The organism is Streptomyces sp. NPDC042371 (assembly GCF_056437465.1).
Genome location: NZ_JBWKAP010000002.1, coordinates 1 through 22,905, shown reverse-complemented (window position 1 = coordinate 22,905; position 22,905 = coordinate 1). Strand labels below are relative to the sequence as shown.

Below are 22,905 nucleotides of genomic sequence, written 5' to 3'. Positions count from 1 at the left end.
GGCGGGAGGTCACGTACGGTCACGGCGCCGGGTCGAAGGGGAGCGCGAGCTGGGGGAGTGAGGAGGAGATCCGTCACCCGGGCGGCGTGCCGGAGCCGGACGCACCGGCACACCGACACACCGCCTCATCAGGTGTACGCGCCCCTACGCCCTCCCCCGTTCACATGGGCGCAGTGGCGGACACTGGCGGCGGGCCCCCGTTCTCGCCGCCGCACCAGAGTCTTCCCGACCGCTCAATCCGCGTCTTTGACCAAGGGCGCACTGTTGTTGACCGCCAGCGCACTCCCGTTGCTCATCAGCGTACGAGCGCGTACTTCACTCGGTGCGAGTCCGTACGCGGCGCGGAACGCGCGGGTGAAGACGGCGGGCTGCGCGAAGCCCCAGCGGGCCGCGATCGCGCCGACGGGCACGGTGGCGAGCGCCGGATTGGCCAGCGCCCGGCGGCAGCGCTCCAGGCGCAGCTGCCGGATCCAGGAGGAGACCGTCAGCCCTTGGTCCTGGAAGAGCCGGTGCAGATAGCGGGTGGAGATGTGGTGGGCGGCGGCGATGCTGTCCGGATTGAGCCCGGGGTCGCGCAGCCGCCTGCGGATGTGGCTCTGCACCTGCAACAACAGGGTGCGCGTACGGCTCTCGGGCGGTAACTCGCGCTCGTTGTCGAGGTGTTGGGCGGCGAGATGCCCCACCAGGTCGACGAGGGTATGGGTGAGCCGGTCCGCTGCCGCGGTCGTGTCCCCGAACTGACCGGCGTCATCGACGACTTGGCACATGAAGTGGGCGAGCAGCGAGCCGAAGCCTTCGCGGCCGGACAGCGGCCGGGAGACGACGTCGGAGAGGCGGTCGGCAGGGAAGGGGAGCAGGTGCATGGGCAGCGTCGCGACGATGCTCCGGGTCGGGGCGCCGCTTTCGTCCCCGCGCCGCATCCACCCCTCGAAGGGCGACGAGGACTCGTACAGAAGGAAGTTGCCCGGCCCGAACCGCACGTTGCGCCCGGCCTGTTCGAAGCCGCTGAGCCCCTCCAGGGTGAGGGAGACCTGGAGGCTGCCGGGATCGCCCCTGCGGATGTGCCGGGCCGTCCGGCGCACTTCGGCCGACGGATACGACATGGTGGTCAGCGTCGCCGCACCGAGGTCCACGTGGTCGACCGCCACGGGGAAGTCGTCGGTGAAGTCACTGTGCAACGTCGTCGCGATCGGTGACGCGGACTTCAGCCCGAACCACCAGTCGAACCGCTCCTCCGGGGGCACGGCCTCACTGTTCAGGCACGCTCGGATCATCCTCAGCCCTCTCGCTCGTACGCTCGTCCCCCCGCCCCCGATTGCCCCCTGTCACCGACTCCCCAAGCGTGCAGCCGACTCCCTGCGAGCGGAAGGCTCCGTTACTGCTTTCCGGTGCCGACGGGGTCCACCGTGACGGTCGCGACGTTCTTGTCGGTGACGGGGAGATTGAGGGAGACGGGCAGGGTCTTGGAGTGGGTCTCGTCGGGCGGGGTGATGACGAGGCTGGTGATGTCCAGACCGGAGCCGCCGGAGTCGTTGCTCGGGTAGTGGAGGGTGAAGCGGGTCGTCTCACCGGACTTGAGGGCGACGGCAGGGGCCGCGAGCTTGCTGCGCTCGGCGCCGATGGCACCGGGACCGCTGTCGGCCTTGAGGTCGACACCGGGGAACCCCTTGAGCGAACAGGCCTCGCCCGTGTTCTTGAGCCCGACCACGAGGCTGCCCTCGGCCATGCCGGGGGAGGTGCGGAACTCGAGGGCGGCGGTCTTGCAGGGCCCGGTGGTGATCTGCCCGTGCCCGCTCCCTTCCTCCCCGGACGCCCCCGAGCTGCCCTCGCCGCCGCTGCCGCCCGCACTGTCCTCACTGCCCTCACCCGCGGAAGAACCGGAGGAGGAAGACGAACCCCCGGAACGATCCCCGGAACCATCCCCACTCGCGGTGGAATCCTCGTCCCCCTGGCAGGCGGTGAGCGAGAGCCCGGCAGCGAGGGCCAGGGCGGCGAGGGCGAGGGTATTGGAGCGCATTGGTTGTTCCCTGCGGTAGTCGCCGTTCGCCCGCGAGGGGCGGGCCAACGGCAGGTGCGGTGCGGTACTGATGGCCAGGACTTGCTGGGCCCATGACAAGGTTCCACGCAACGACCTTCTAACGCATGTCCGTTACACCCGCTCACAAGGCCCACACAATGCACCCCAGCCGTGCCGCGGCGCTTCCGCCACATAGCGTCAGGAAGATGGAAACAACGAACCGACAAGCCGCCCGGGTCATCTGCATGGATGCCGCCCACCGTCTGCTTCTCCTGCGCTGGCGGGACCCGTCCGACGGAACATGGCTCTGGGAGCCACCGGGCGGCGGCATCGAACCCGGCGAGACGCCACTGCAGGCGGCACGACGCGAACTGTTCGAGGAAACCGGCCTGGACCCGTCAGCGGTCCTCGACGGATCGGTGCTCGTCGACCGGGACGTGCAGTGGAACGGCAAGCGATACACCGGGACGGAACACTTCTTCGTGGCCCGCTTCCCCATCGCCCAACCACCCCTGAGCCGCACGGGCTTGCTCCCGGACGAGGAATCGAGCCTGGACACGCACACCTGGATCGAGTGGTCGGACCTGCCCTCGCTCCAGGACCCGGTCGAGCCACCGCAGTTGCTGGAGGTACTGGACACGTTGGCACCGGACGGCCCGTGGCGCGACCGCGACGGCGCGTAAGACGCCCCGCCGGGGCGGCAGTCAGACTTTGACGACCGTCACACGTCCGCCGCGGCAGAGCGCGGTGAGGTCATCGGGATCGGACGTCAGGACCGTGACGGGTCCGGGCGCGGCCAGCGCTGTGGCGCCGAGCATGGCGTCGATGGCGTACTTGTGGCCGTGGAGATTCGCGTCGGTGAGGAGCGCGGCGGCGTGCCGGGCAATCGGCTCGGTGATCGGCTCCACGATGATTCGCGAGAGCGTCCATTCCAGGGCCGGGCGGTTGATCCGGGGGTGGACCACTTCCACGAGCGTGGCCGCGGAGGTGACCACGCGCAGATCATCGGCGCGGGCGAGAGCGAGCCAGCCGGTCACGGTCCGGTCGCGCAGGACGGCCTTGGCCAGCCCTTCGCTGTCAAGGACCAGGGTGCCGCCAGGGGCGGCGGGGGAGCGGGTCACGCGGCGCTCGCTCCGCCTTGCGCCTGCTCGTGGCGAGCCTGTTGGAGCTGGTCGCGGAGGGACTGGATCTCCTCGTCCGTGACGGGACCGTGCTCCGCCTCGGCGACCTGGATGAGCTCGTTCAGGTTGTCCCGCTCGATCTGCCGGGCCACGGCCGCGGCCACGTAGGCAGACAGCCCGGACGGCCCACCGCGGGCCTTGGCGGCTTCGGCGATGTCGCGCGGCATGGTGATCGAGTACTTGCCGGTAGGCTCACTCATGCCACCAATCCTACCTGTCATCCTCCCGCCTCTGAGGGCTTGGACGTGGCGATCATCTGCGGCTCTGACCCCTGGCGATGTCGACAAGGTCCGTGGACAGGAACCTCGCCCCGTAGAGAAGACCCACCGCGACCAGGGCAACTACTCCGACGAGCACGCTCGTTGCCGGGTCGGGCAATCCGAGCAGTGACGCCCCCGCGGCCGTTCCGACCACCGTGATGCCCAGCCCGGCCAGACGCATCCACTCACGGTTCACTGCTTTGGTGGAATCGGCCAGATCTTCGGGATCCAGCAAGGCGCCGGTGCGTCCCTCTGCGTATCGCTCGGCAATCTTCAGCAGCATCTTGGCCAGGTCTTCAAAGGCCTCGGCAGTGTCGGCGTCAATGTCCTGCCGCGCCTCGGCAGCCCTCAGTGCACCGATTACTTCTGCCGCATGCTCTTTGAGCTGCCGTCGGTGTACGCGCCGCACGTGGCCATGCCGAAACCGCCAAGCGGACCAGATCACCCGTTCCGCATCGGAGATATCCACTCGGGGGGAGTGCAAAGGGGCACTGGTTGCCCACGCTCTACGTCTGGCACGCGCGAGGCCGACGCGTCCGGCCCGAGAAGTGAGGACCACTGCGGGTCTGTATATAGAAGCCTCCGCATAACGCCCCGCAACGAGACTCAAGAGGATTTCGAACCTGGGGGACAGTCCTGCATGGGGGTCCGGTGGAATGGACCCGGGGTCCTGCACTCTGCGGAAGACCGGCGCCGCCGCGCGGAGCACCCGTAGGAGCATCAGGAGCAGCACCAGCATGAGCACGATGACTACTGCCACTCCGGCGCTCGGCACATACCTGTAGCTCCCTGCCCGCCCCCAAGCCCCTCTCAGGGCGTCAACGAACGGGCCGACAGTGAGCAGAGCCCACGTCAAGATCATCAATTTGAGAACGGCAGCCACAGCCGCGAACGGGGAAGCCGCGTACCACTTCTCGACCGCCTGGCGGAGGGGTTTTTCGCTACCCAGTTCAACGAGCCCAAAAGAAGACAGGTCTCAACAGGTGTTGCTCAAATGCCGACCTGCTTGCCCCCGCGCCCACGCCAGATGCCGAGCGTCGAACGATTCGAGTCTGCGCAAGATCCATTGGCTTACCGGGCCTGAACCGGCTGTATTGGCTCCGACAATGGATAACCAGCAAAGCGCGAAGAGGCCGAGGAGGCAGAGCCCACCCAGAACGGACTTCAAGGTTGCGAGCACCTGGGCAGTCTGGCCCCAACTACCCTTCGGAGGGGCCAATTTACCGATTCGGCGACCCGCCGCAGCGAGGGCCTGCTGAGCGAGTACGGCTGACCCGCCCGCAGATCAGGACGTGGTCTTGACCAAGGCCATCACGTCCCTACCAACTGGGTGCCCTGTCCGGGGCCAGGACAGCGCCCTATCGTCGGAGCATGATCTCGGGTAGCGGCGAGGAAGCGGGAGACAGCGACGGGGAGTTCACGGCGGAGGGCGTGGCGGTCGTACTCCGCGAGGCGTGCCAAGCGGCTGGCCTGGACTCCACAGGAGCGGAGTTGCTCCGACTCGGCTCGAACGCCGTCTACCGGCTCGCCTCCGCGCCGATCATCGTGCGCATCGCTCGTGACCCGTCTGTCCTGGCCGAGATGGAACGGGCGGTGACGGTGGCCCGTTGGCTGGAGGAGGCCGACTTCCCCGCAACGCGCGTTCGGGCCGACATCGCCCAACCCACCCTCGCAGGCGGTCGAGTGGTGACCTTTTGGGAGAGCGTCCAGGAGCAGGAGGAGTACGCGACGGTCGGAGAGCTGGCCGACCTGCTCCGCCGACTCCACCGGCTCGAAGAGCCTGGATCGCTGGGCCTCCCGTATTTCGACCCCCTGGCCAAGCTGTCGTCTTCCCTGGAGAGCCTGACCGCTGTCTTGGAGGAGGACCGGTCCTTCCTGGATGAGCGGGCGTCCAGGCTCACCAAGGAGTACGACCGTCTGGACTTCGTCCTCCCCTTCGGCCTGATCCACGGTGACGCCAACATCGGAAACGTCCTGCGCCACCGCGACGGTCACGCCGTCCTCATCGACCTCGATGGGCTGACCCTTGCCCCGCGCGAGTGGGACCTGATCCTGACCGCGATCTACTACGACCGCTATGGCTGGCACGGCAAGGCCGAGTACGACGAGTTCGTTCACCGTTACGGCTTCGACCTCATGAATTGGCCCGGGTACGAGCCCCTGGCCGACTTGAGGGAGCTGATGATGGTCGTGTGGGTGGGGCATCAGGCCGGTACGAGCGATCGCTCCGCCGCGGAGTTCGCGCGTCGCATGACATCCCTGCGTACGGGCGAGGGGCGAGACTCTTGGGGTGCCTTCTGAGATCCGGCCGATAGATCAGCCGCTGACGGTTCTTCGGCCGAACGTCCCGGCAGCGATCCACAGCCTGTGATCCTGCGCCTCCTCGGCGAGGTCACGTGCCGCCGTGCTCGGTCCTCTCTCACTCAGGTCTCGGCGGAACTCAGCGAGATAGTTGACGCACCTCGCGGACTTGAGCTGCTCGCCGAGATCGAGTGCATCCAGAGCAACGCGACACGCCTCTTCGACCTCACCCGCGCGCAGGTGCGCGTCGGCGAGCACCATGGTCACGAAGAAGTCGCTTCGTACGTGGCTGCCGCTCATGGCGTTCTCCGCATGAGTCACCGCCTGGCGGGCGCTGTTGACGTCACGGAAGCAGTGGGCGGCTTCGGCGGCAAGCTCGATGTCGTCGAAGTAGCTGATCCACTCCGGCTCGTCCTCGCTGTTCCGGCCTTCGAGGGCCTTGGACGCTGCGCTCAGCGCGGCCTCGCATCCGACGACATCACCTGCACGGGCAAGGGCGCGGGCCTCTATGGCGTGGAACTGGGCCCGAAGCGTCGGCGTAGCAACCGGGGAAATGCCCATGAGAGCTGCACGGGCAAGGGTGGCCGCCTGGGTGTGCCGCCCCAGGAACGTCGCCTGGTGGCTCATCGCGCTCAGGATGCTGCCCGCGAGCCGACGGTCGTTGGCATCCTGGGCGAGCCGGAGTGCCTGGAGAAAGTACCGCTGCGCCAGCCCGTGGCGGCATGAGTCGTACGACATCCAACCGGCGAGGAGCGTGGCTTCCGCGACGGTGGAGAAGAGCGCCCGCCCCACTTGCTCGGTGTATCGGCCTCGCAGCAGCGGTGCCACGTCGTTGTTGAGGTACTGGATGACCGAATGACGCGCGTGATCCCCGCCGAACTGGTCGTCGAGTCGGGCGAACACATCCGCTGTGGTCTTGACCGCCGCTACGTCGCCGAGCCCGACCCGAACTCCGTCGTCCCGCGGGCGAGGAGTGCCGGGCTCCGGCGCTACCAACCACCGGAGGGACGCCTCGCTCCACGCGGGCTCGGACGGCTCCGAGGTGAGCAGAGGGTCGTACTGATTGAGATCCGCACGCCACAACTGCCCGACCGTCTGGATGGCGTCGTCAGGGCTGGCGGGGTACGCCGCGTCGAGTACGGCCGCGTCTTTGGGCTCGCTGTGATTCAGCCCGAGCTCTCCGGCATTCACGGCGTACGAATCGCAGAGCAGCGGGCCGTAGAACTCGTCAGGGACGCTGTGCCCGTTCTCCCAACTGGCGAGTCGGCGCTTGACGCTGCTGTCCGACGGAAGAAGCTGATGCCCACGCCGGGCGGCTGCCTGGCGCAACTCCCTGACCAGTCGCGGCTGACTCCAACCACGACTGACGCGAGCCTCACGTAAGCGGACACTGGTCGGCTTCATGGAGACATGAACCCTTCGTTCCCGTGCGCATGCGCTGGTGGGGCACCTCGACCTGTCTCATCGAATGTACGCGTGGTGACTGTCGCTCGCAGACAGTAATTGGAGATCGTTTCGCGCATAGGCAGACGACGGGGGATGACGCGACCCTCGTGGACGCGTCATCCCCCGTCACCCCTCGTCATCTGCCCAGACCCGGCGTTGAGCCGTGAGTCTGGATTGACGGCGGCCCTGGGCCGCACGCGACTCCGGTTGAGGGTGGGATGACGTGCAGCGGATGACAAAGCGAGGCATGGAGTGGCTGACCGCGGCAGCGGACAACGCAGCCGAGTGCCGACAGGTCTGGGCGGATGACCCGCGAACACCGACCCTCCTGCCGGTCGGTCGCCTGTTCGACGTGGTGAGCGTGGAACAGCGCCTCGGTATGGAGATGTTCGACCGCCTCCTGCGCAGCGCGATGCCGTTCGGACCGACGGTCGTCGACCGCAAGGCACAGAGAATCGGGTTCTTCCTCAGCTCCGGAAGCCGAGAGGCCTTCACATGTTGCCTCGACCGCGAAACGGCTTCTCCGCCTCCTTACCGGTACCTCGACCAAGGCTCCGCGGTGGTCGTACCCGGTCCCATCCCGTTGGCAGAGGACCGCTACCAGTGGCTCCGCGCACCGAGGCGTCGGCCGGAGGCCAACCCGCTGCGCCCGGTTGCGAAGGCGACCGCCCTGGTGGCGGCCGCCGAACTCCTGGCCAGGATCGACCGCTTCGACGAGCTGTACCCGACTCCGTACGCGGCGGTCACTGCTCCCCACAACGAGATGGACCACTGATGCCGATCGATCCGCCCGACGGATCCGACGCTGCTGAGTGGTCCCCTCTCGACAGCGGCGGCTGGTACGCGGCCCGAAACGCGACGACAGCGCTGCGCGATGCTCTCGTGAGCGCGGGCCTGGGCAAGAACTTCCCATACCTGCGGGCGGAGTTGAATGCCTTCGGGCACGGCCTGGTCGAGCTGGGCCGGGTATCACCCGGCACGGCGGAGCGCGTCGCTGAGCTCTGGCGCTTGGCGCTGGCCGACGGCCTCGGCCCAACCCCCGCCGCGGAGGCTCCACCGTCGTTGCCGACCGCCGAAGAACGCAAAGGAAGGTCCTGACGCCGTGACTGACCGACGTGGAGTGGAACCGCGCCCGGCGCGGCGCCGACGCGTCAGCCGATCAACTCGTCCTGCTGGGGCTGGACTCCGACTTTGTCGACCCGACGGCGGACGTGAACGTCGTCGGCGACGTACTGGTGCAGCTCGGGACCGTGCGCCCCGAGGCTGCAGAGCTGCTGGCGAAGCTGATCAGAGCAGGATCCCAAGCGGAGTCGTCTGGCAGCCCTATTGGTCGTTGTCGGCCGGTGTCGAGCGGCTTCGGACGGTCCAGGCGCGGCCCGAAGTCCGGCCCCCATGGGCTGACCAGCTAGCATCGCGGCCAGTTCAGGGGAGGAGGGTGCGCCATGGCAATCGGCCGCAAAGGTTCGCGACGCATCGTCGTCGGCGGCACGACTTACCGCTGGTGTCTGCGCCGTCGGCCGACTTACGGCCAGGCTCTTTGCGACAATCCGTGCACGTACGCGGTGCAGCACGCGGACACCCCTGGCACCACCCTCGTCGTCGCCACGAATCAGCCGCATGCCAGCAACTGGCTCGGAGCGCCGAGTGCTGCGGTGCTGCCCAGCGATGTCAGCGCCGCCATCACATCGGCCCTCGCCCGGGGCTGGCACCCGACGCGTCCCGGCTCACCGTTCCACCTGGACCGGTCCCACGGGTTCGTCCGCTTCCGGCCCTGACACTGCTCTCCTCTACGACCGCTTCTTCCCGAACGCGGTCACCAGCATCCCTTGCCTGCCCGACTGCTGTGCTGGCCTGTGGGTTGTTCGTCGATACCGTCCGTGACGCCCAGAGCCCTCTCGCAGTGTTTGGCTCCCTCCCAATTGGTCCTCCAGAGGCGGGTGCTCAGTGGGCCGGTGTGTCAGCGTTTCTTCTGTGCGGCTGCGCATAGACCGACATCGATGGGCGGAAGCCCCGGCCTTCCATGTCGTCAGTGCTTCCGCCCTATGCGCTTGGGGTGTAGTGAGAGCAACGGACGGCTTACGACTTCTTGCGAAGTGTGGACCGTGACCTTGACGATATGCCCGTGGATAGTTGGGGCGATCTTGTAAGTCAAGCCGTAAGCGCACTGGTTGGCACCCTGGTTGGTGGCGCCATCACGGTTCTGGTGGCTCGATGGCAGACAACTAGGACGATCGCTGCGCAAGCGGCTCTTGCTGCTGCTCAACAAGCTGCTGCTACTCACTTGGCACGTGCGGAGCGGCAACAGGAGCGAGCGTCCGCCGCGGCGAGCCAATTGTTGGAGACGCTAGCCACCCTCTATGACTGGCTGCCATCCCTGCCTGATGTGTCGAAGGAGACGCCACGACTGAGCGAGCATGCTCGGGATCAGTGCCGTGCTGCACTCCAGGGACTGCGTCGAGGAATGATGACCGATCTTCCTTTGATCGGTGAGACCGAAATTCGGGCTCGGTATAGGACGCTTGTGAAGTTGTCTTACGACGTTGGGTGGCGAGGCAAGGGCCTTGAACGCGGTGCAGGAGTCGTGAGGGACATTCGCGGTTACCTGAGGTACGTGCAGTTCTCGTTGGAGACTGTCGTCGACGGGACTCCAATACCTGGCCATGAGGAGCCGCCGGTTCTTGACCGCCCGGGCGCCGACGGTTGGAGGTCGCCTCAAGTGTCGGACGACTGGGCTGATCCAGCTGACGGCAGCTGACCTTCGGAGCCCATGGGGCCTTTCGGGTGGCGAGGGAGGCACTGATGGGGGCAATGTCCGGGGGGCGCTATCAAAGATCATCACGCTATTGCGACGCGATCACTGGCGATCGGTTGGTTCCGACGGCATCTGCCCGTGCATACGCGAAGACCCCGGCCTCAGCGTTTCCGCTGGTGACGGGGTCTTGGGCACCCAATACAAGGTGCCCCCGGCAGGATTCGAACCTGCGCACACGGCTCCGGAGAGAACGCGCCGATGAGGAAGCTCAGGCACTCTGACCTGTGTGGCAGCCTCAAAGGGCCGAGAGAGCAAGCGAGGTGTGTCGGAGGTGTGTCGCAGCAGGACGCACTCGTGCTTCGTCGACTACCTGCCATGCACTGACGCAAGCTTGGTCCAACCTGTTGCGTTGAGGCCACGAAGCGACGGTGCCGCTGACAGGTACGACGTTGGTGGGACACCAGCGACAGTCGCTGTCAGCGCCTCTGCTTAGGCTCTTGCCATCAGACGATCGCCTAGGGGTGGGCCGTGAGAATCCAGGACCTAAGCAGTGGCACAGCCGTAGAAGCGGCCATGGCTGAATACGACCGCATGGGAGGGCAGGCCTTCCGAAGCCTGCATGAGTTCGGACCATCGACTCAGTACTACGTCAGCCACAGTGGCCGGCTCTACGACGCCAAGGCGATCGCCGGCGTCGCTTACGGCTACCAGCACCCGAGTCACGGAGCTCTATCGAGGGACGAGTTTTCCGGCGGCGAGTCAGGGGCGAACCCGGTGCTTCGTGCGCTGGGGTTCGCAGTACTAGACAGCCACTCGGACACCCCGGACGCTGAGCTGGAATGGCGTCTGGCTGTGTGGCAGAACCTGCTCGCTCGGCGAGACAGCGCTGGACTCGTATCGGCGGACGCCGTCCGTTCGGTGGGTGCGTACGGCAACTTCCGCGGCATTTGGACCGACAAGACCCGCACAAAGCGAGTCCACCCGCACGGGGTCACGATCGGGCTGAAGCACACGGGACAGCACTACCCTGACGATCTCGACGAGTACGGGGTGCTCTACCACTACCCCGTAACACGACGGCCGGGGCGTGACCGAGGTGAGGTAGACGCGACGAAGGTGGCCGCCTCACTGCGCTTGCCCGTCTTTGTGATTACCGAGCACGCGGAGCGCCGGGGCGTACGGCTTGCGTGGGTGGAAGGCTGGGAGGACGAAAGCAGCCTGTTCCTGGTCAAGTTCGGTGAGACGCCGCCCGTACAGGTCATCGATCACGACCGCTCGGAAGAGCAGCCGTTTCAACTCGAAGGAAACCGGCGGCGCCGGCGAAGCGGAACCGTCGTCGCCCGACCGGACCAGGCACGTTTCAAGCTCGAAGTGTTCCAGAGGTACGGCCCCCGCTGCCCTCTCTCCGGCATCGCGGTACCGCAGATGGTGGAAGCTGCCCATCTCCGCGGCGACGCAGACGGCGGAACCTCCGATGCTCGCAACGGCCTGCCCATGAACGCAGCACTCCACCGAGCATTCGACGCGCACCTCTTCGCCATCAATCCCGACACCCTGACCGCAGAGGCACGTCCCGACGGTCCCACCTTGCATGACCTCGGCATCCTGCACCCCAAGCTGGAACTAGAGCGTCTCCCGCATCCGGATGCCCTCAGGTGGCGCTACAACGAGTGGCTGCGCTGCACAGGCCGCGAAGGTGAGCAGAACGCGCGGTAGCCCAGCTGTGCCGAGCGGCGGTTCTCCGTTAGGAGACCGCTCGTGGGCAACGTCGGTTACCGAAGGGTGTGAGTGTCAGTGCCGTTGAGCTATAGGGAGTAGCCGTACTGCGCCGGCGGCCAAGGCGAGAAGGGCCCGCAGCAGGCTGCTGCGCCGAGCAGGCGCGTCGCTCTCCTCGCGTGGGCCGGGGGAGGCACCCCAGCAGGATCGAAACTGTGGCCATGTCCTTAGAAGAGACTGATCTGCTTAACGGATTGTGGGACTCCGAGCTGCGACGGAGTGCCCGTTGGTAGAGGCGGCCCCTTCTACTTCACCGCGTATTCACCGGAAGGTGGCGTTCCACCGTCCTCTTGCAGCGATACTCCGTCAGCACTTCGGCTGACTCGGTGACCATGGAGCCACCTGCAACAGGCAAGTGCCTGGCCATGGGGAAAAGGTCATGACGATCCCAGGAGGCGCCCGTATCGTCTGACCATGAGCGATTCTTCCGGTGAGCAGAAGTTGATGCGCCACCACCGCACGGTGCCGCGCCTGCTGTGGCGGCGTATCGCCGATGGCGAGCAGATCGTGCGCGTCCCTCTCGACGGTGGCAAGCGGCGGCTTGTCGGGATCGCTGACATCACTGCTCGCCGGGACTTTCTCTTGATGCGGGACGCTTGCGCCTGACTAGGGCGTGTCGCCCGCCCCATGCTCTAAGTTGGTGTGCGCCCCTCTTGAACGCGGTGTATTGAATTGCTGAGCGATTCGCACTCTCGCGGATCACTGTTTGATGGGATGTGAATGCCGCATGACTGACGGTGAAGCGTCCGAGGCTATCTCATTCGTCTATGATGAACAGCGTATTCCTGCCTATATGGAGTGGATCGAGGAAGCTTACGCGGGCGCCGATAGCTACAGTGACATTGCTTCCCGAATTTTCGATAGATCTAGAGGGGTAAGTGATCGGCGACTTGAGGCGGAGGTGCGAGAAGTAGCGTCGACGTTTTACTACAGAATTGAGTTGGATCGAGGGGATGCGGGTAAAGCGGGAAGTCAGATTGAACCTAGGGACTCGGATGCCTCTGGGCAGACCTATTGGCCGCGCCCGCTGAAGCAAGTCGATTCTGCAACGAAGGAACTCTGGGCGAGCCTCCTGCTGCAGTCGCGGCATCCGGAATTGTCTGCCTTGCTGGCAGACATTCTTTTCACTGTGCGCCATGGAAAGGTCCATCTGTATGCCCGTGAGGCGGTCAAGGGCTACGTAATTGCCAAGGAGGGAGGGTTTAACGTCCTTCATAAGGGCGAGATGCTGGTAAGGGCGTGGACGCTAATGCGCTCGATTCGTGCGCACGACCTGGAGCCGACAGTAGATTCCGCCATGGAGGAATTCGCTGACAATGTCCTCAACTCTGCCGAATTTGTTCCCGGTGCGGTAATTCCTTTGCTTCCGTGCCTGTTGAGGGAGCCGCTTTCACCTGCCCCAGGTGCTGACGCGGCGCGTGACGATGCGTCGAAGCCGGTGCAGCTCTTGTTTGATGCCTTCGAGAGGTATCAGGCTGACTATTTGTCCCTTCAGTTGGCAGAGATTGCCCGGAACTGCCTCCGTGACACTGCCCTAGTGGACCGAGCCCTCAAGCAGACTGTCGACAACATGCTGGCGGAAGCAGACGGAACAAGTGATGCACTCGTAAAAATGCATAAATTGGATCAGGCGGCAAAGTTTGCGCGCCAGTATCACCTTGATGATCGACACGATGAAGCAGTTAGGAGGATTCAGTCGGTCGATCAGGAGTCTTTCAACTGGGTGACAATCTCGTCCGAAGCTGGAATTCGGTCGAGTGACATCGAGTCATACTTGCGCGTCTTCGACAGGCCTTATCTGATTGAGTCTCTCGCTAGGTACTTCAATACTCCTGCGCCTAGCGGTTCGCGTAATAGTAACGAGGAAACTGCTAGGAAGATGATTGAAGGGTCCCTTCTTGGTATCTTCGGCTCCATGCGGTACGGGGCACATGGATTGCCGCAACAATCCTATTCTGCTGATCATGAGAAACTGGAGCAGCAGGTGGGGAACGTTGAAGCGATGGCTATGGGATTCCATGGTGAGATGCTCGCCGCGGCACTGCACCGCATGAAGATGCGCCATGGAGCTCCTGAGGTCAATACTCTGCATGGTTGGTTCACGGAAATGTACGGTTCGGACTCTGGCCTCTGTATGTCGTTGGCTTTGAGTTTGAGTCTTTTCTGGCGGGAAGAGTACCTTGCGTGCGTGCAAGTTGCCATGCCGAGAGTCGAGGCAGCAGCCCGGTCCCTTTGTCTTCTGCTTGACGAGCCTATTTATAGGGTGGAGGAGGGTAGAGCGCCGGGCGGGTTTCCCGGTCTCGGATTCATGCTGCCCCAGCTAGAGAAGCATGGATTTGATCCTGATTGGTCATCATTTCTGCACGCGTTGCTGCTTCCACGTGGAAGGAATCTAAGGAACTTGGGTGCGCATGGTTTTGTCCAAGATGCTGATGCACCTACAGCGGCTCTCGTAATTCGGGCACTCGGAGTCGTTGCTCTGGTAGCGCCGAGCGAGACAAGTCAACAGGCGGTTGAGGCCGATGCCGTGCGGAACTCACTGCGTTTCCCTACTTCGTTGAGCCGCATCAGAGGCTGGCGAGCGAGACTGGCTCTACGACTCATCGCGAGGCTTACCCGCGGGCTGCTGGCGCGAGACGATGGCATCGAGCGCAAGTCGACGTAGGTAGCAGGAGAGGCCGGGGCGCCACCTGCGTGCGTGCGCGACAAGTAGGCGTTGAAGCTGACATGCAACTATGGGGAGCGAGTCTGAAGCTGATGGAGGGAAGGCCACGTGCCGCAGGCCAGTCCGCGAGGGACGTACTTGCAGGTCTCGGAGTCTCTGCGACAGCAGATCGAGAAGGGCAAGATCAGCGATGTGCTCCCTTCTGAAGCGGAGCTGATGCGCAAATTCGGTGTGAGCCGCTCCACGATCGGCCGCGCACTAAAGACGCTTAAGAGCGACGGAGTCATTGAGTCCGTTCAGGGGGCAGGCTGGTTCGTCACGGGGACTGGCGACCGCCGACCGCTCGTGGAGAAGGTGACGGACCTCCTCCGGTGCGAGGGTGTCGGAGTGGGTGATCCCTTCCCCTCCGAGAAGGAGTTGTGCGACGAGTTCGGAGTGTCCCGTACGGCACTGCGTTCCGCTCTCGCATTGCTGGAAGGGCGGGGTCTCATCGAGATGGGATCGAACCGTCGACGGCAGGTTCGTGCTCTCCCGGCAGGACCGGGGGGCTCGTAGCCTTGGTCCCCATGGATCTCACTGAGCGTGCCTACGGCCTCGCCGAATCGCTTCTGTCCGAACCGCTGCCGCGGCGCTGGTCACACTCCCTCGGAGTTGCGGAGCGGGCGCGTTCCCTACAGTCGATCCTGGGTGACGACGCAGCCCTGATGGAGTCCGCGGCAGTCCTCCACGACATCGGCTACTCGCCGCGGATCGCCGCAACCGGCTTCCACCCGCTCGATGGTGCCCGTTTCCTCCGTGACCAGGAAGGCATGGATGAGCGAGTCGTCTGCCTCGTGGCGCATCACTCATGCGCCCTGCTGGAGGCGGAGGAGCGAGGGCTCCGAGAAGAGCTAGAAGGCGAATTCGAGCTGGAGCGCCCCGCTCTGGTGGACGCGCTGATCTTCTGCGACATGACGACCACGCCGGACGGTGGGCACACGACGTCCGATGCTCGGGTTGCCGAGATCGTAGGGCGCTACGGGCCAGACACGATTGTGGGTCGCTTCATCCAGCGTGCCGCCCCCGAGATCCACGCGGCAGTGCATCGCGTGGAGGGGCGTCTTTCGTCCGCGGAGCAGTCGAATCAGCCGATGTAGGGCGTGGTCCGTGAGTCGTCGAGACCGTGGCTGATCCGGAGTCGCATGGACGGGTGAATGTCCAACGTGTCGAGGTCCGCGGGGGAGACCCAGCGAACCTCTTTGGATTCGGAGCTGGTGCGGAGACGTCCGCCAACAGGGCGAGCGTGAAAGCAGATTGAGAACTGCTGTCGGACTTCACCATCGTCGTAGGCGATGACGTGCTGTGGGTCTGTGTAGAGACCCACGATGTCCTCCACGACGACAGCAATTCCGGTCTCTTCGTCCACCTCGCGTACGACTGTCTGCTCCACGCTCTCCCCGACGTCGTGGCCACCACCGGGAAGTGCCCACAGCCCGTTGTCGGTCTTGTGGATGAGCAGAATGTTTCCCTGCGCGTTGCGGACCACCGCAGTGACGGACGGCACGACCGAGTTTGCTGCGGGGGCATTCGGGTCACGGAAGTGGTCGGTGCGACTCATGCTGTGGCGCCCTCGTAGTCGGTTGGCGAAGTGATCCGTCGGGCGGCCTCCCACACGCGTTCCACGCTCTCTGTATACGTGTCGAAGAGTTCGCCGCCGGGGATGCGCTGGAGGTGGAGCACGGGCGCCATGTAGGCGCCCACGCCGTAGACGTGCCCATTTGCTAACAGCTGGTTGTCCGCCCGGTAGATGGAGTTGTAGAGAGTTGTGTCGTGGAGCCTGAACTCCACGTTCGGAAGCCGGAAGAGCGGCGCGTAGTTCATGAGGGCGTTGCGGATTTTGCCTGCCATGGCTGCTCCGATGCCCTCATCCCCGCCGCGGACGGCGACGGCCGCGCTATCGGGGTCGCCGAGCATGAACCGCACGGGCACGCCGGCGGCAGACTTCTCTCGTACGAGCCGGTGGAACCGTGCGTCCTCGGTCAGCCAAAATCCCGAGTAGACCAGCACGTCGAAGTGCGTTGTCGCGTCGGCGTACAGCTTCGTCCACGTGTCTGGGGGAACAACGGAGCGGTGAGGGTAGAGCTTCATCACCTCCGAGTCGCTGGAGGCGGTGACCTCCTCAGAGGTCCGCTCGTCCGGCCAGAGGAATGAGACTTCGCGCTGGAGCATCGAGGCGACCGCGTATTGAAATCGCCTGTAGGGCTTGCGATTTGGCTCGGAGATCCAGCGGTCCACGGTCTTGGGGGATACCCCGATACGTGCTGCCACCTGCTCCAACTTGAGGCCACTCTCCACGATCGCCCCACGGAGCCTCTCGTTCGCCATACGACCTCCCCCGTCTGGGACGTTCTGGGACGACTCCGACCCTAGCGAGTCGGATGCAAGTCGTACATGCACGGAGTCCAACGTCCGGCGCTTCGTTGCGAAGCTGGTCATGTCGCTGATCGAGGGCGGCAGTTCCGGCATCAAGCAATCCGAAGGTTGACGATGCGGAACTGATCCGTCACGGTGAGAGGCATGTAATACATGTCTCGCATTGAACGGGATATGGATGCACGACTGCTTGACCTGCACGAACGCCCGGAGAGGTCCGTAGTAGGCGGATTGCCTCGAAGGAAGCGACTGCGTTGTTTGAGAACTCAACAGAGTGCCGACCCAGCCGCATGAACAGGTGCGGTCGATGGGTGCGGGTCACCATCCCGACCGACCATGTCGGGCCGGGTGGCCTGCCCGGTTGTGCTCCCCAGAGCGGCGACCGGCACTACTTGATCTGACTACGCAGAACCTTCCGCGGGCCGTATCGGTTCGCGCCGAGCACCAGTGCTCACGGTGCCCGACACCAGCGTCGTTACGGCGTCCCGTGCCGGGTGGCCGTGTCCGCTCGTGCAGTTTGGCGAGAGGTCATTCCCCAACGGCGGGCGCCCCCGGAGCGGCTACTCCGAGGGCGCTGTTTGGGCCGTTCCAACGGTTAAGGAGACACGACCCATGAAGTGCATCGTTGCTGGTCATACCGCCGTTACGGCGAAGGAGTTCGCTGAACTGGCGTTGGGCTTGGCTGAGTATGCGGCGGGGTTCGACACGGAGCTGTTCACCGGCACCGCCACGGAATCCGAGGAGGACCGGGCGGCGCGACTGGCCGTGGCGCGCGACGTGCTCTCGGACCTGCGCCAGGTCGACCCGGTGGCGGCGGCCTACGCCCGTGCGCTGCTGAGGGCGAGCGACCTGCCCCAGCGTGCCCCGCGGGCCCGGCGGACGCGCAAGACGTCGGCTCACCGGGCGGGCCTCTGTGGCGCGTCGCGGATGGCGGTGGCGGCATGAGGGCGGTCCGGACGACGCAGTCTCTGGCCGCCCCCTTGCGTGCCCTGCGTCTGCTTGCCCTTGACTTCCCCGACCTGCCGGCGCCGACGGTTCACCTCACGCCGATCTATCCGGAGCGGTTGGAGTTGTCCCTGCACGACGACTTGGGGGCCTTTGAGCCCTGGCGTATCGCGCTGGGCATCGGGCACGGCGACGTGGACTTCCACACGCAGGGCGACGGCGAGACGTGGGTGCTGCAGGCATCCACCGACTGCGCGGGGGCCACCGTGCGGCTGACCGCGTACGGCACCTCGTTGGAGGCCACGCGGTCCGGAGGCGGGGACGACGGCAGGCCGCCGGGGCCGCTCGGGGGTGCGGCATGAACGGTGTTCAGATCCGTTCAGCGGAGCGTGCCCTGTCGGGCGGCACGTGGTTGATCGTGTGCGGGGCGATGCTGTTTTCCATCCTGACCGTGACGCCGTTGATGGCGGCGCACACGGCCAAGGAGTGGGATTGGACGGCGCCGATTCTGCCGTTGGTGGTGGATGCCGCGGTCGTCATCGTGGTGAAGCTCGATGACGTGCTGGCCCGGTTGGGTGGGCACGGTGGCCGGTGGCCGTTCGTGCTGCGCTGGATGACCGGCCTGATGACGCTCGCCCTGAACACCGCCGACTCCGCTCTGAAGAAGGACCTGGTCGGGGTGGCGGTCCACGCGGTGGCACCGCTCCTTTTGATCGTCACAGCGGAGACCAGTCTCGCCTACCGGCGCGCGCTCGCCGCGGCCATGGCCGCTGTGGACGCCACGCAGCGGGAAGAGCGCGAGCGGGCCGAACAGAGGGCTCGGGAGCGGGCAGAGCAGGCCCGTCAGGACGCTCGGGAGGAACGCGAGCACGCCGCGGCGCTGGTGCGTGAACAGCGCGAGCACGAGGCCGCCTTGGCCCGCGAGCAAGCCGAGCGGGAAGAGCGGCGGGTGCGGGACGAGCGGGAGGCGCGCGAGCGGGCTGAGGCCCGGGAGCGGGCCGACCGTGAACGCGTTGAACGCGAGCGTGAACAGCGTGAACACGAGCGCTTGACCCGTGAACGCGTGGACCAAGAACGGGCGGCTGCGGCGCGGCGTGAGCGCGCTGAGGCGGCCGCTCGTGAACAGCGTGAACACTCCGAGCGCCTGGCCCGTGAGCGTGGGGCGCTGTGGGAGCGCGGTCCCGCCCCGGGCAAGCTGCCCGAGGATGAGGCTCGCCGGATCGTGCGTGCTGCGTTCGATGCGGAGATGAAGGTGCGGGAGGCTGCGGAGCTGTGCGGCTGGTCGGTGGGCTGGGTCTCGGCTCGCTTCGCCGAACACCGCGATCCCGCCGCCGGTTGTGGCGGTGCGGCGCTGGCCATAGCGGGCCGCTGATGAGTGCCGCGGTCAGCAAGTGCTACGACCCCACCGGCGCCCGCTACGGCATCCCGACCTACCCCTGGCGCTACGCCCCCGCCGGTCTGGCCACCCGCCGGCAGTTGCGGGAGCGCGGTCTGCGGCCCGGTGGTCAGCCGGTCGCCGGGCAGGTGATGCTGCGCCACCGCGGCCGCAAGAGCGGGGCCAAGGTCGCCTACCTGTATCGCGTCGATCGTGCCGCGCAGGTGCGGCCGATGACGTCGCGCAAGTGGGGTGCGCTCGCGCTGGCCATGCTGGCTCGCCGTACCTGCCCCGTCTGCCGGGTGGTCTACAGCTACTGCCTGCCCACCTCGCTCGGCATGTGCCTTCTGTGCGCGGATGCCGACCGGCAGCGCGCCGCCTGATCCTCTTCGACTTCGACCTTGGAGTTTCCGTGTCCAGTCGTACCCGTGCCCGGGCGCGCGCCGCGAAGGTGCCTGCCGGGGCCACCACGATCCGTATCCCGCGCCAGCGTGGCCGGCGCCGCTCGAACCAGCCGTTCATCGTCGTCCTGCCCGAACAGCGCTCCCTGACCAGCGAGTTACTGGGCTCCCTGCTCCGTGCCGTGTGGGCGCACCGGCGCCCGCTCGCCCCGCTCGGGATCGCCCTGGTGATCCTGCCGGCCACCGCGCTCCTGCACGCCCTGGTGTGGTGGTCGGGTCTGGTCCTGGCGCCGCTGGCGGTGGGCCCGCTGGTGTGGCTGCTGATCACCCAGCGGCGCCGTCCGGCCGCGGACGGCGTGGTGTGGGCCTGGCGCGCTGGCCTGGCCGCGCTCGGCACCGTCGCGGCGGCCTGGGTCGCGCTGGCCGCGGCCTTCGGCCCGCTGGCGGGCCCGTTGGAGCTGGTCTGGCTGTTCACCCTGATTGCCGCGCAGACCGTGTGGTTCATCGTCCGCCGTTCGCACTGACCTGAGGAGATCCTTCGATGGCACGCACCACCAACGGCCAGCGCTCCGGGCGGCCGACCAGCGACCCCAAGACGGGCAAGTTCGCCAACGCCGGCGCCGCGGCCGGCGGCTTCGTCGGCGCGATGGGCGGCAGCTTCGTCCCGCCGGTCAACATCACCGTGAATAACAACAAGGGGGCGGCCCGCCACGGCGGGAGCCGCTCGGACTCGCTCCTGCCGGCCCCCGAGTTCACCTCTCCGGCGCTGGTGCGCAACTACTGCAACACCCTGCGCGCGGCGGCGGTAACGCTGTCCATCGAGGTAGCCATGGGCGCCGAGATCCTCAAGGGCGTGCTCGCCGCGGTGCCCGACCCCGAGGGCAAGGCGTTCGGCTCCCGCATCCGGGCGGCGAAGGTGGCCCGCAAGATGAACAAGGCCGCCGACGATCTGAAGTCCGCGGCCAAGAATGCCGCCGCCTGCTACGCGGTCTTCCAGCAGCAGTACGAGGAAGAGATCAACCGCGTCCGTCACCGTGCCCGCCGGCCGAAGCAGCCGGTCATGAACTGGGCCCAGCAGTAAGGAGGGTTGACCATGATGCGGCGCAGCGAGAGCGACGAACAACAGGCGCTCCTTCAACTGCTCGAAGCCCAACGCGGCACCGCGGACGGCGGTGGCATGGGCTCCTACCTGGTGCACCGGGCCAAGCCGCACGTCCCCCCGTGGCTGGGGGTGGGCGGTATCGGCCTGGCCGGGGTGCTGGGGCACCTGCGGTGGGCCGACAGCACCGCCGCCGGCGTCGGCCTGACCCTGTCCTCCGTGGCGCTGTCCGCCGGCGCCTACGCGATCGGGAAGACCACCAGCAAGCAGCGGCGCTTGCACTCTGCGATCACGACGGGCATGGCGTCCGCGTGGCTGACCGCGGCCTGTCTGGCCGGGCCGACCGCGGGTCCGCTGGATGACCTCTACCTCATGGGCGGTCCCGCGGCCGCCCTGTCGTGGAACATCCGCATGTTCATGCGCCACAACGCCGACGGATCCGGCGACGGCTCCGATGCCGGCCTGCTGGAGAAGGTGGGGTTGGCCCGCACGAAGCTGGCCGCGGGCAAGGTGGAGGCGAACCGGGTCACCGTCCCGTACTCGCTGCCCGCCGGGGAGGCGACCAACGAGGACGTGGCCAAGGCGCTGCCCAAGCTCGCCGGCGCGTTGGACGTGCCGCCCAATGCGGTGCGCTACCGGCCCAACCCGGACTCCCACAGCCGCGGCGAACTGGTCGTCGTGCCCGAGGACATGCTCAAGCAGGTCACCTGGTATCCCGGCCCGTCCAAGCCGGGCGGCTCGATTGCCGAGCCGCTGGTCATCGGCCTGTACGACGACGGGTCGCTGTTGCTGCTCACGCTGCCGCAGGCCATCCACCTGCTCATCATGGGCGTGACCGGCGCGGGCAAGACCGAGGGCGCCCTCGACATCCTGGCCGAGGTGCTGACCCGACGGGATGTGGCGGTGTGGCTGTCCGACCACGTCAAGAAGGGCCAAGACCTCGGAGAGGTCTTCCCAGCCTGCGACTGGGTGGCCACCACCCCGCAGGACACCGAAATCATGATCGAGGCGGTCAAGGCCGCCATCCCCGCCCGCACCGAGTGGCTGGGGGCGCACAGCTACCGCTCGTGGTGCCCCGAGGCCGCCGAAATCCAAAAGGACCCGGCGCACTCCTGCCGCACGGACGGCACCGCATGCGGCTGCGAGGGCATGGCCTACCTTCTCGCCTGGTTCGAGGAGGCCGCCAACACCCTCGCGCGCCTGGACGACGACGTGTTCACCACCATCGCGCAAGAGGCCCGCTCCGCTGGCGTCTTTCTGACGGTCTCGATGCAGCGGGCCAGCGGCTACCAGATCAGCACCGACACCCGCGCCTCCCTGCCGTCCTCGCTGTGTTTCGGCGTGGACGAGAAGGACGCCGGCTTCGCCCTGCCTGCCGAAGTGCTCGATGCGGGCGCCAACCCCGGGGCGTGGAAGAACCGCAAGCCCGGCTACTGCTACCTCGTCGCCGCCGCGATCGAGGAAGAGCTGTACGCCAATCCGGCCCGCACCTTCCGCAACGACCCCGTGACCCTGGAATGGATCGCGCGGGAGTTCGCGGACTGCCGGATGCCGCTGGATGCGGTGACCTCCGGCGCGGCGGCGGGTGTCGCCGGCCGCGCCTACACCGACCGCAGCCGCCCCGACGCCCCGATCGACCCCTTGGAGGAGGACGACATGGACGACGAGGAACTGCGCTCCGGCGTGGACCCCGAGGACGAGGACATGGATCCCGAGGAAGAGCTCCCCGAGCCCGAACCGGGCGACGAACACCCCATCTTCGGCGCGGACCGCGGTCATAAGCCGAAGCCGCAGGAGGCGCGGCGGCTGTTCGCCGCGGCGCTCGCCGAGTTCGAGGCGGCCGGCCGCATGATCGTGGGCCCGAAGGACTTCATCGACTGGTGCGACCGCAACAACCTGTCGCGTCCCTGGGTCTCCGAGCGCCTCAAAGAGGCCGCGTTGGAGGGCCGGTTGGAGCCGACGGACACCACCGGCCGGTGGCGCATCGTCCCCACCTCCGAGCCGACCCTGACGGCCGCCTGACACCTGACACCGCCTGACACCGTCACGGCCGCCTGACACCCGAACCCTTAGGTAGGCGCGGGTGTCACGCTCCCTGACAGCCCCCTCTGACAGTCCCTGACACCCGAGCCTGACACGTTGCACCCCGTGGGGCCCCGCCCCCGCCCGCGCGGGGCCCCCCCCCGCCCCCGGGGGGGCCCAGAAACAAACCCCACCACCCCCCCGGCCCACCCGGGGTGGTGGGCAGAAACCCCCCCCCCCCCCCCGGGACCCC

25 protein-coding genes are annotated in these 22,905 nt (G+C 66.6%); 17 read left to right on the top strand and 8 right to left on the bottom strand.

Going from position 1 to position 22,905, the window contains the following annotated elements:
* Nucleotides 1–233: 233 nt before the first annotated feature.
* Both AC068B_RS05900 and AC068B_RS05895 read right to left on the bottom strand, forming a co-directional pair.
* Entirely contained in the window at nucleotides 234–1,244 is a 1,011-nt protein-coding gene (locus AC068B_RS05900; protein WP_478669336.1) for a helix-turn-helix domain-containing protein, read from the bottom strand.
* A 131-nt stretch (nucleotides 1,245–1,375) separates the two neighbouring features.
* Nucleotides 1,376–2,017: a DUF4232 domain-containing protein gene (locus AC068B_RS05895; protein WP_478669335.1), complete on the bottom strand. Its 642-nt coding sequence runs from the start codon at nucleotides 2,015–2,017 to the stop codon at nucleotides 1,376–1,378.
* Between the two features lie 206 nt (nucleotides 2,018–2,223).
* On the opposite strand from AC068B_RS05895, the gene AC068B_RS05890 reads away from it, so the two are divergent.
* Complete coding sequence (locus tag AC068B_RS05890) at nucleotides 2,224–2,700, top strand: NUDIX hydrolase (protein WP_478669333.1); 477 nt, start codon at nucleotides 2,224–2,226, stop codon at nucleotides 2,698–2,700.
* Between the two features lie 21 nt (nucleotides 2,701–2,721).
* Here the strand turns inward: AC068B_RS05890 and AC068B_RS05885 are convergent, their stop codons facing one another.
* Genes AC068B_RS05885 through AC068B_RS05875 form a run of 3 tightly spaced genes read right to left on the bottom strand, consistent with a single transcriptional unit; the run spans nucleotide 2,722 to nucleotide 3,927 of the window.
* Nucleotides 2,722–3,138, bottom strand: a complete 417-nt coding sequence (locus AC068B_RS05885; RefSeq protein ID WP_478669331.1) for a type II toxin-antitoxin system VapC family toxin — start codon at nucleotides 3,136–3,138, stop codon at nucleotides 2,722–2,724.
* The gene (locus AC068B_RS05880) at nucleotides 3,135–3,398 is read right to left on the bottom strand and encodes a CopG family transcriptional regulator (RefSeq protein ID WP_478669330.1); all 264 of its coding nucleotides are present in this window, start codon (nucleotides 3,396–3,398) and stop codon (nucleotides 3,135–3,137) included. The genes AC068B_RS05885 and AC068B_RS05880 overlap by 4 nt, the downstream gene beginning before the upstream one ends.
* Before the next feature lie 52 nt (nucleotides 3,399–3,450).
* Entirely contained in the window at nucleotides 3,451–3,927 is a 477-nt protein-coding gene (locus AC068B_RS05875) for a hypothetical protein (RefSeq protein ID WP_478669329.1), read from the bottom strand.
* A 902-nt stretch (nucleotides 3,928–4,829) separates the two neighbouring features.
* On the opposite strand from AC068B_RS05875, the gene AC068B_RS05870 reads away from it, so the two are divergent.
* Complete coding sequence (locus tag AC068B_RS05870) at nucleotides 4,830–5,759, top strand: phosphotransferase enzyme family protein (RefSeq protein ID WP_478669327.1); 930 nt, start codon at nucleotides 4,830–4,832, stop codon at nucleotides 5,757–5,759.
* Between the two features lie 15 nt (nucleotides 5,760–5,774).
* On the opposite strand, the gene AC068B_RS05865 is transcribed toward AC068B_RS05870, so the two are convergent.
* Nucleotides 5,775–7,163 (bottom strand): hypothetical protein, encoded by a 1,389-nt coding sequence (locus tag AC068B_RS05865; RefSeq protein ID WP_478669326.1) that lies wholly within the window; start codon nucleotides 7,161–7,163, stop codon nucleotides 5,775–5,777.
* Nucleotides 7,164–7,452: 289 nt separating this feature from the next.
* On the opposite strand from AC068B_RS05865, the gene AC068B_RS05860 reads away from it, so the two are divergent.
* The 8 genes from AC068B_RS05860 (at nucleotide 7,453) to AC068B_RS05825 (ending at nucleotide 15,534) form a co-directional block, all read left to right on the top strand.
* Nucleotides 7,453–7,980 carry a bifunctional DNA primase/polymerase gene (locus AC068B_RS05860; protein WP_478669324.1) on the top strand — a complete coding sequence of 176 codons (528 nt, stop codon included), beginning with the start codon at nucleotides 7,453–7,455 and terminating at the stop codon, nucleotides 7,978–7,980.
* Entirely contained in the window at nucleotides 7,980–8,303 is a 324-nt protein-coding gene (locus AC068B_RS05855) for a hypothetical protein (RefSeq protein ID WP_478669323.1), read from the top strand. Before AC068B_RS05860 ends, AC068B_RS05855 begins: the two co-directional genes overlap by 1 nt.
* A gap of 344 nt (nucleotides 8,304–8,647) precedes the next feature.
* Nucleotides 8,648–8,980, top strand: a complete 333-nt coding sequence (locus AC068B_RS05850; RefSeq protein ID WP_478669322.1) for a hypothetical protein — start codon at nucleotides 8,648–8,650, stop codon at nucleotides 8,978–8,980.
* A gap of 1,505 nt (nucleotides 8,981–10,485) precedes the next feature.
* The gene (locus AC068B_RS05845; RefSeq protein ID WP_478669320.1) at nucleotides 10,486–11,673 is read left to right on the top strand and encodes an HNH endonuclease; all 1,188 of its coding nucleotides are present in this window, start codon (nucleotides 10,486–10,488) and stop codon (nucleotides 11,671–11,673) included.
* Between the two features lie 474 nt (nucleotides 11,674–12,147).
* A complete protein-coding gene (locus tag AC068B_RS05840) occupies nucleotides 12,148–12,339 on the top strand; it encodes a hypothetical protein (protein WP_478669319.1) in 192 nt (63 codons plus the stop codon).
* 121 nt (nucleotides 12,340–12,460) lie between these two features.
* On the top strand, nucleotides 12,461–14,398 hold the full coding sequence (locus AC068B_RS05835) for a hypothetical protein (protein ID WP_478669318.1): 1,938 nt from the start codon (nucleotides 12,461–12,463) through the stop codon (nucleotides 14,396–14,398).
* A gap of 108 nt (nucleotides 14,399–14,506) precedes the next feature.
* Nucleotides 14,507–14,953, top strand: a complete 447-nt coding sequence (locus AC068B_RS05830) for a FadR/GntR family transcriptional regulator (RefSeq protein WP_478669316.1) — start codon at nucleotides 14,507–14,509, stop codon at nucleotides 14,951–14,953.
* Nucleotides 14,954–14,964: 11 nt separating this feature from the next.
* Entirely contained in the window at nucleotides 14,965–15,534 is a 570-nt protein-coding gene (locus tag AC068B_RS05825; protein WP_478669314.1) for an HD domain-containing protein, read from the top strand.
* Here AC068B_RS05825 and AC068B_RS05820 read toward each other — a convergent pair.
* Nucleotides 15,522–15,995 (bottom strand): NUDIX hydrolase, encoded by a 474-nt coding sequence (locus AC068B_RS05820; protein ID WP_478669312.1) that lies wholly within the window; start codon nucleotides 15,993–15,995, stop codon nucleotides 15,522–15,524. The two genes, AC068B_RS05825 and AC068B_RS05820, sit on opposite strands and share 13 nt — an antisense overlap.
* The gene (locus AC068B_RS05815) at nucleotides 15,992–16,762 is read right to left on the bottom strand and encodes an XRE family transcriptional regulator (RefSeq protein ID WP_478669310.1); all 771 of its coding nucleotides are present in this window, start codon (nucleotides 16,760–16,762) and stop codon (nucleotides 15,992–15,994) included. Before AC068B_RS05815 ends, AC068B_RS05820 begins: the two co-directional genes overlap by 4 nt.
* Before the next feature lie 660 nt (nucleotides 16,763–17,422).
* Between AC068B_RS05815 and AC068B_RS05810 the strand changes: the two genes are divergently transcribed.
* From AC068B_RS05810 to traB, 7 genes are read left to right on the top strand one after another with little or no spacing between them, the layout of a single operon-like run.
* Nucleotides 17,423–17,755 (top strand): hypothetical protein, encoded by a 333-nt coding sequence (locus AC068B_RS05810; protein WP_478669309.1) that lies wholly within the window; start codon nucleotides 17,423–17,425, stop codon nucleotides 17,753–17,755.
* On the top strand, nucleotides 17,752–18,117 hold the full coding sequence (locus AC068B_RS05805) for a hypothetical protein (protein WP_478669307.1): 366 nt from the start codon (nucleotides 17,752–17,754) through the stop codon (nucleotides 18,115–18,117). The genes AC068B_RS05810 and AC068B_RS05805 overlap by 4 nt, the downstream gene beginning before the upstream one ends.
* A complete protein-coding gene (locus AC068B_RS05800) occupies nucleotides 18,114–19,127 on the top strand; it encodes a DUF2637 domain-containing protein (RefSeq protein WP_478669305.1) in 1,014 nt (337 codons plus the stop codon). The genes AC068B_RS05805 and AC068B_RS05800 overlap by 4 nt, the downstream gene beginning before the upstream one ends.
* Entirely contained in the window at nucleotides 19,127–19,513 is a 387-nt protein-coding gene (locus AC068B_RS05795) for an RRQRL motif-containing zinc-binding protein (RefSeq protein WP_478669304.1), read from the top strand. Before AC068B_RS05800 ends, AC068B_RS05795 begins: the two co-directional genes overlap by 1 nt.
* 29 nt (nucleotides 19,514–19,542) lie before the next feature.
* Nucleotides 19,543–20,055, top strand: coding sequence for a hypothetical protein (locus AC068B_RS05790; protein WP_478669302.1), 513 nt, complete (start codon nucleotides 19,543–19,545; stop codon nucleotides 20,053–20,055).
* Nucleotides 20,056–20,072: 17 nt separating this feature from the next.
* A complete protein-coding gene (gene traA, locus AC068B_RS05785; protein WP_478669300.1) occupies nucleotides 20,073–20,612 on the top strand; it encodes a plasmid transfer protein TraA in 540 nt (179 codons plus the stop codon).
* 12 nt (nucleotides 20,613–20,624) lie between these two features.
* Complete coding sequence (gene traB / locus AC068B_RS05780; RefSeq protein WP_478669298.1) at nucleotides 20,625–22,652, top strand: plasmid transfer protein TraB; 2,028 nt, start codon at nucleotides 20,625–20,627, stop codon at nucleotides 22,650–22,652.
* The last annotated feature ends 253 nt before the right edge of the window (nucleotides 22,653–22,905 follow it).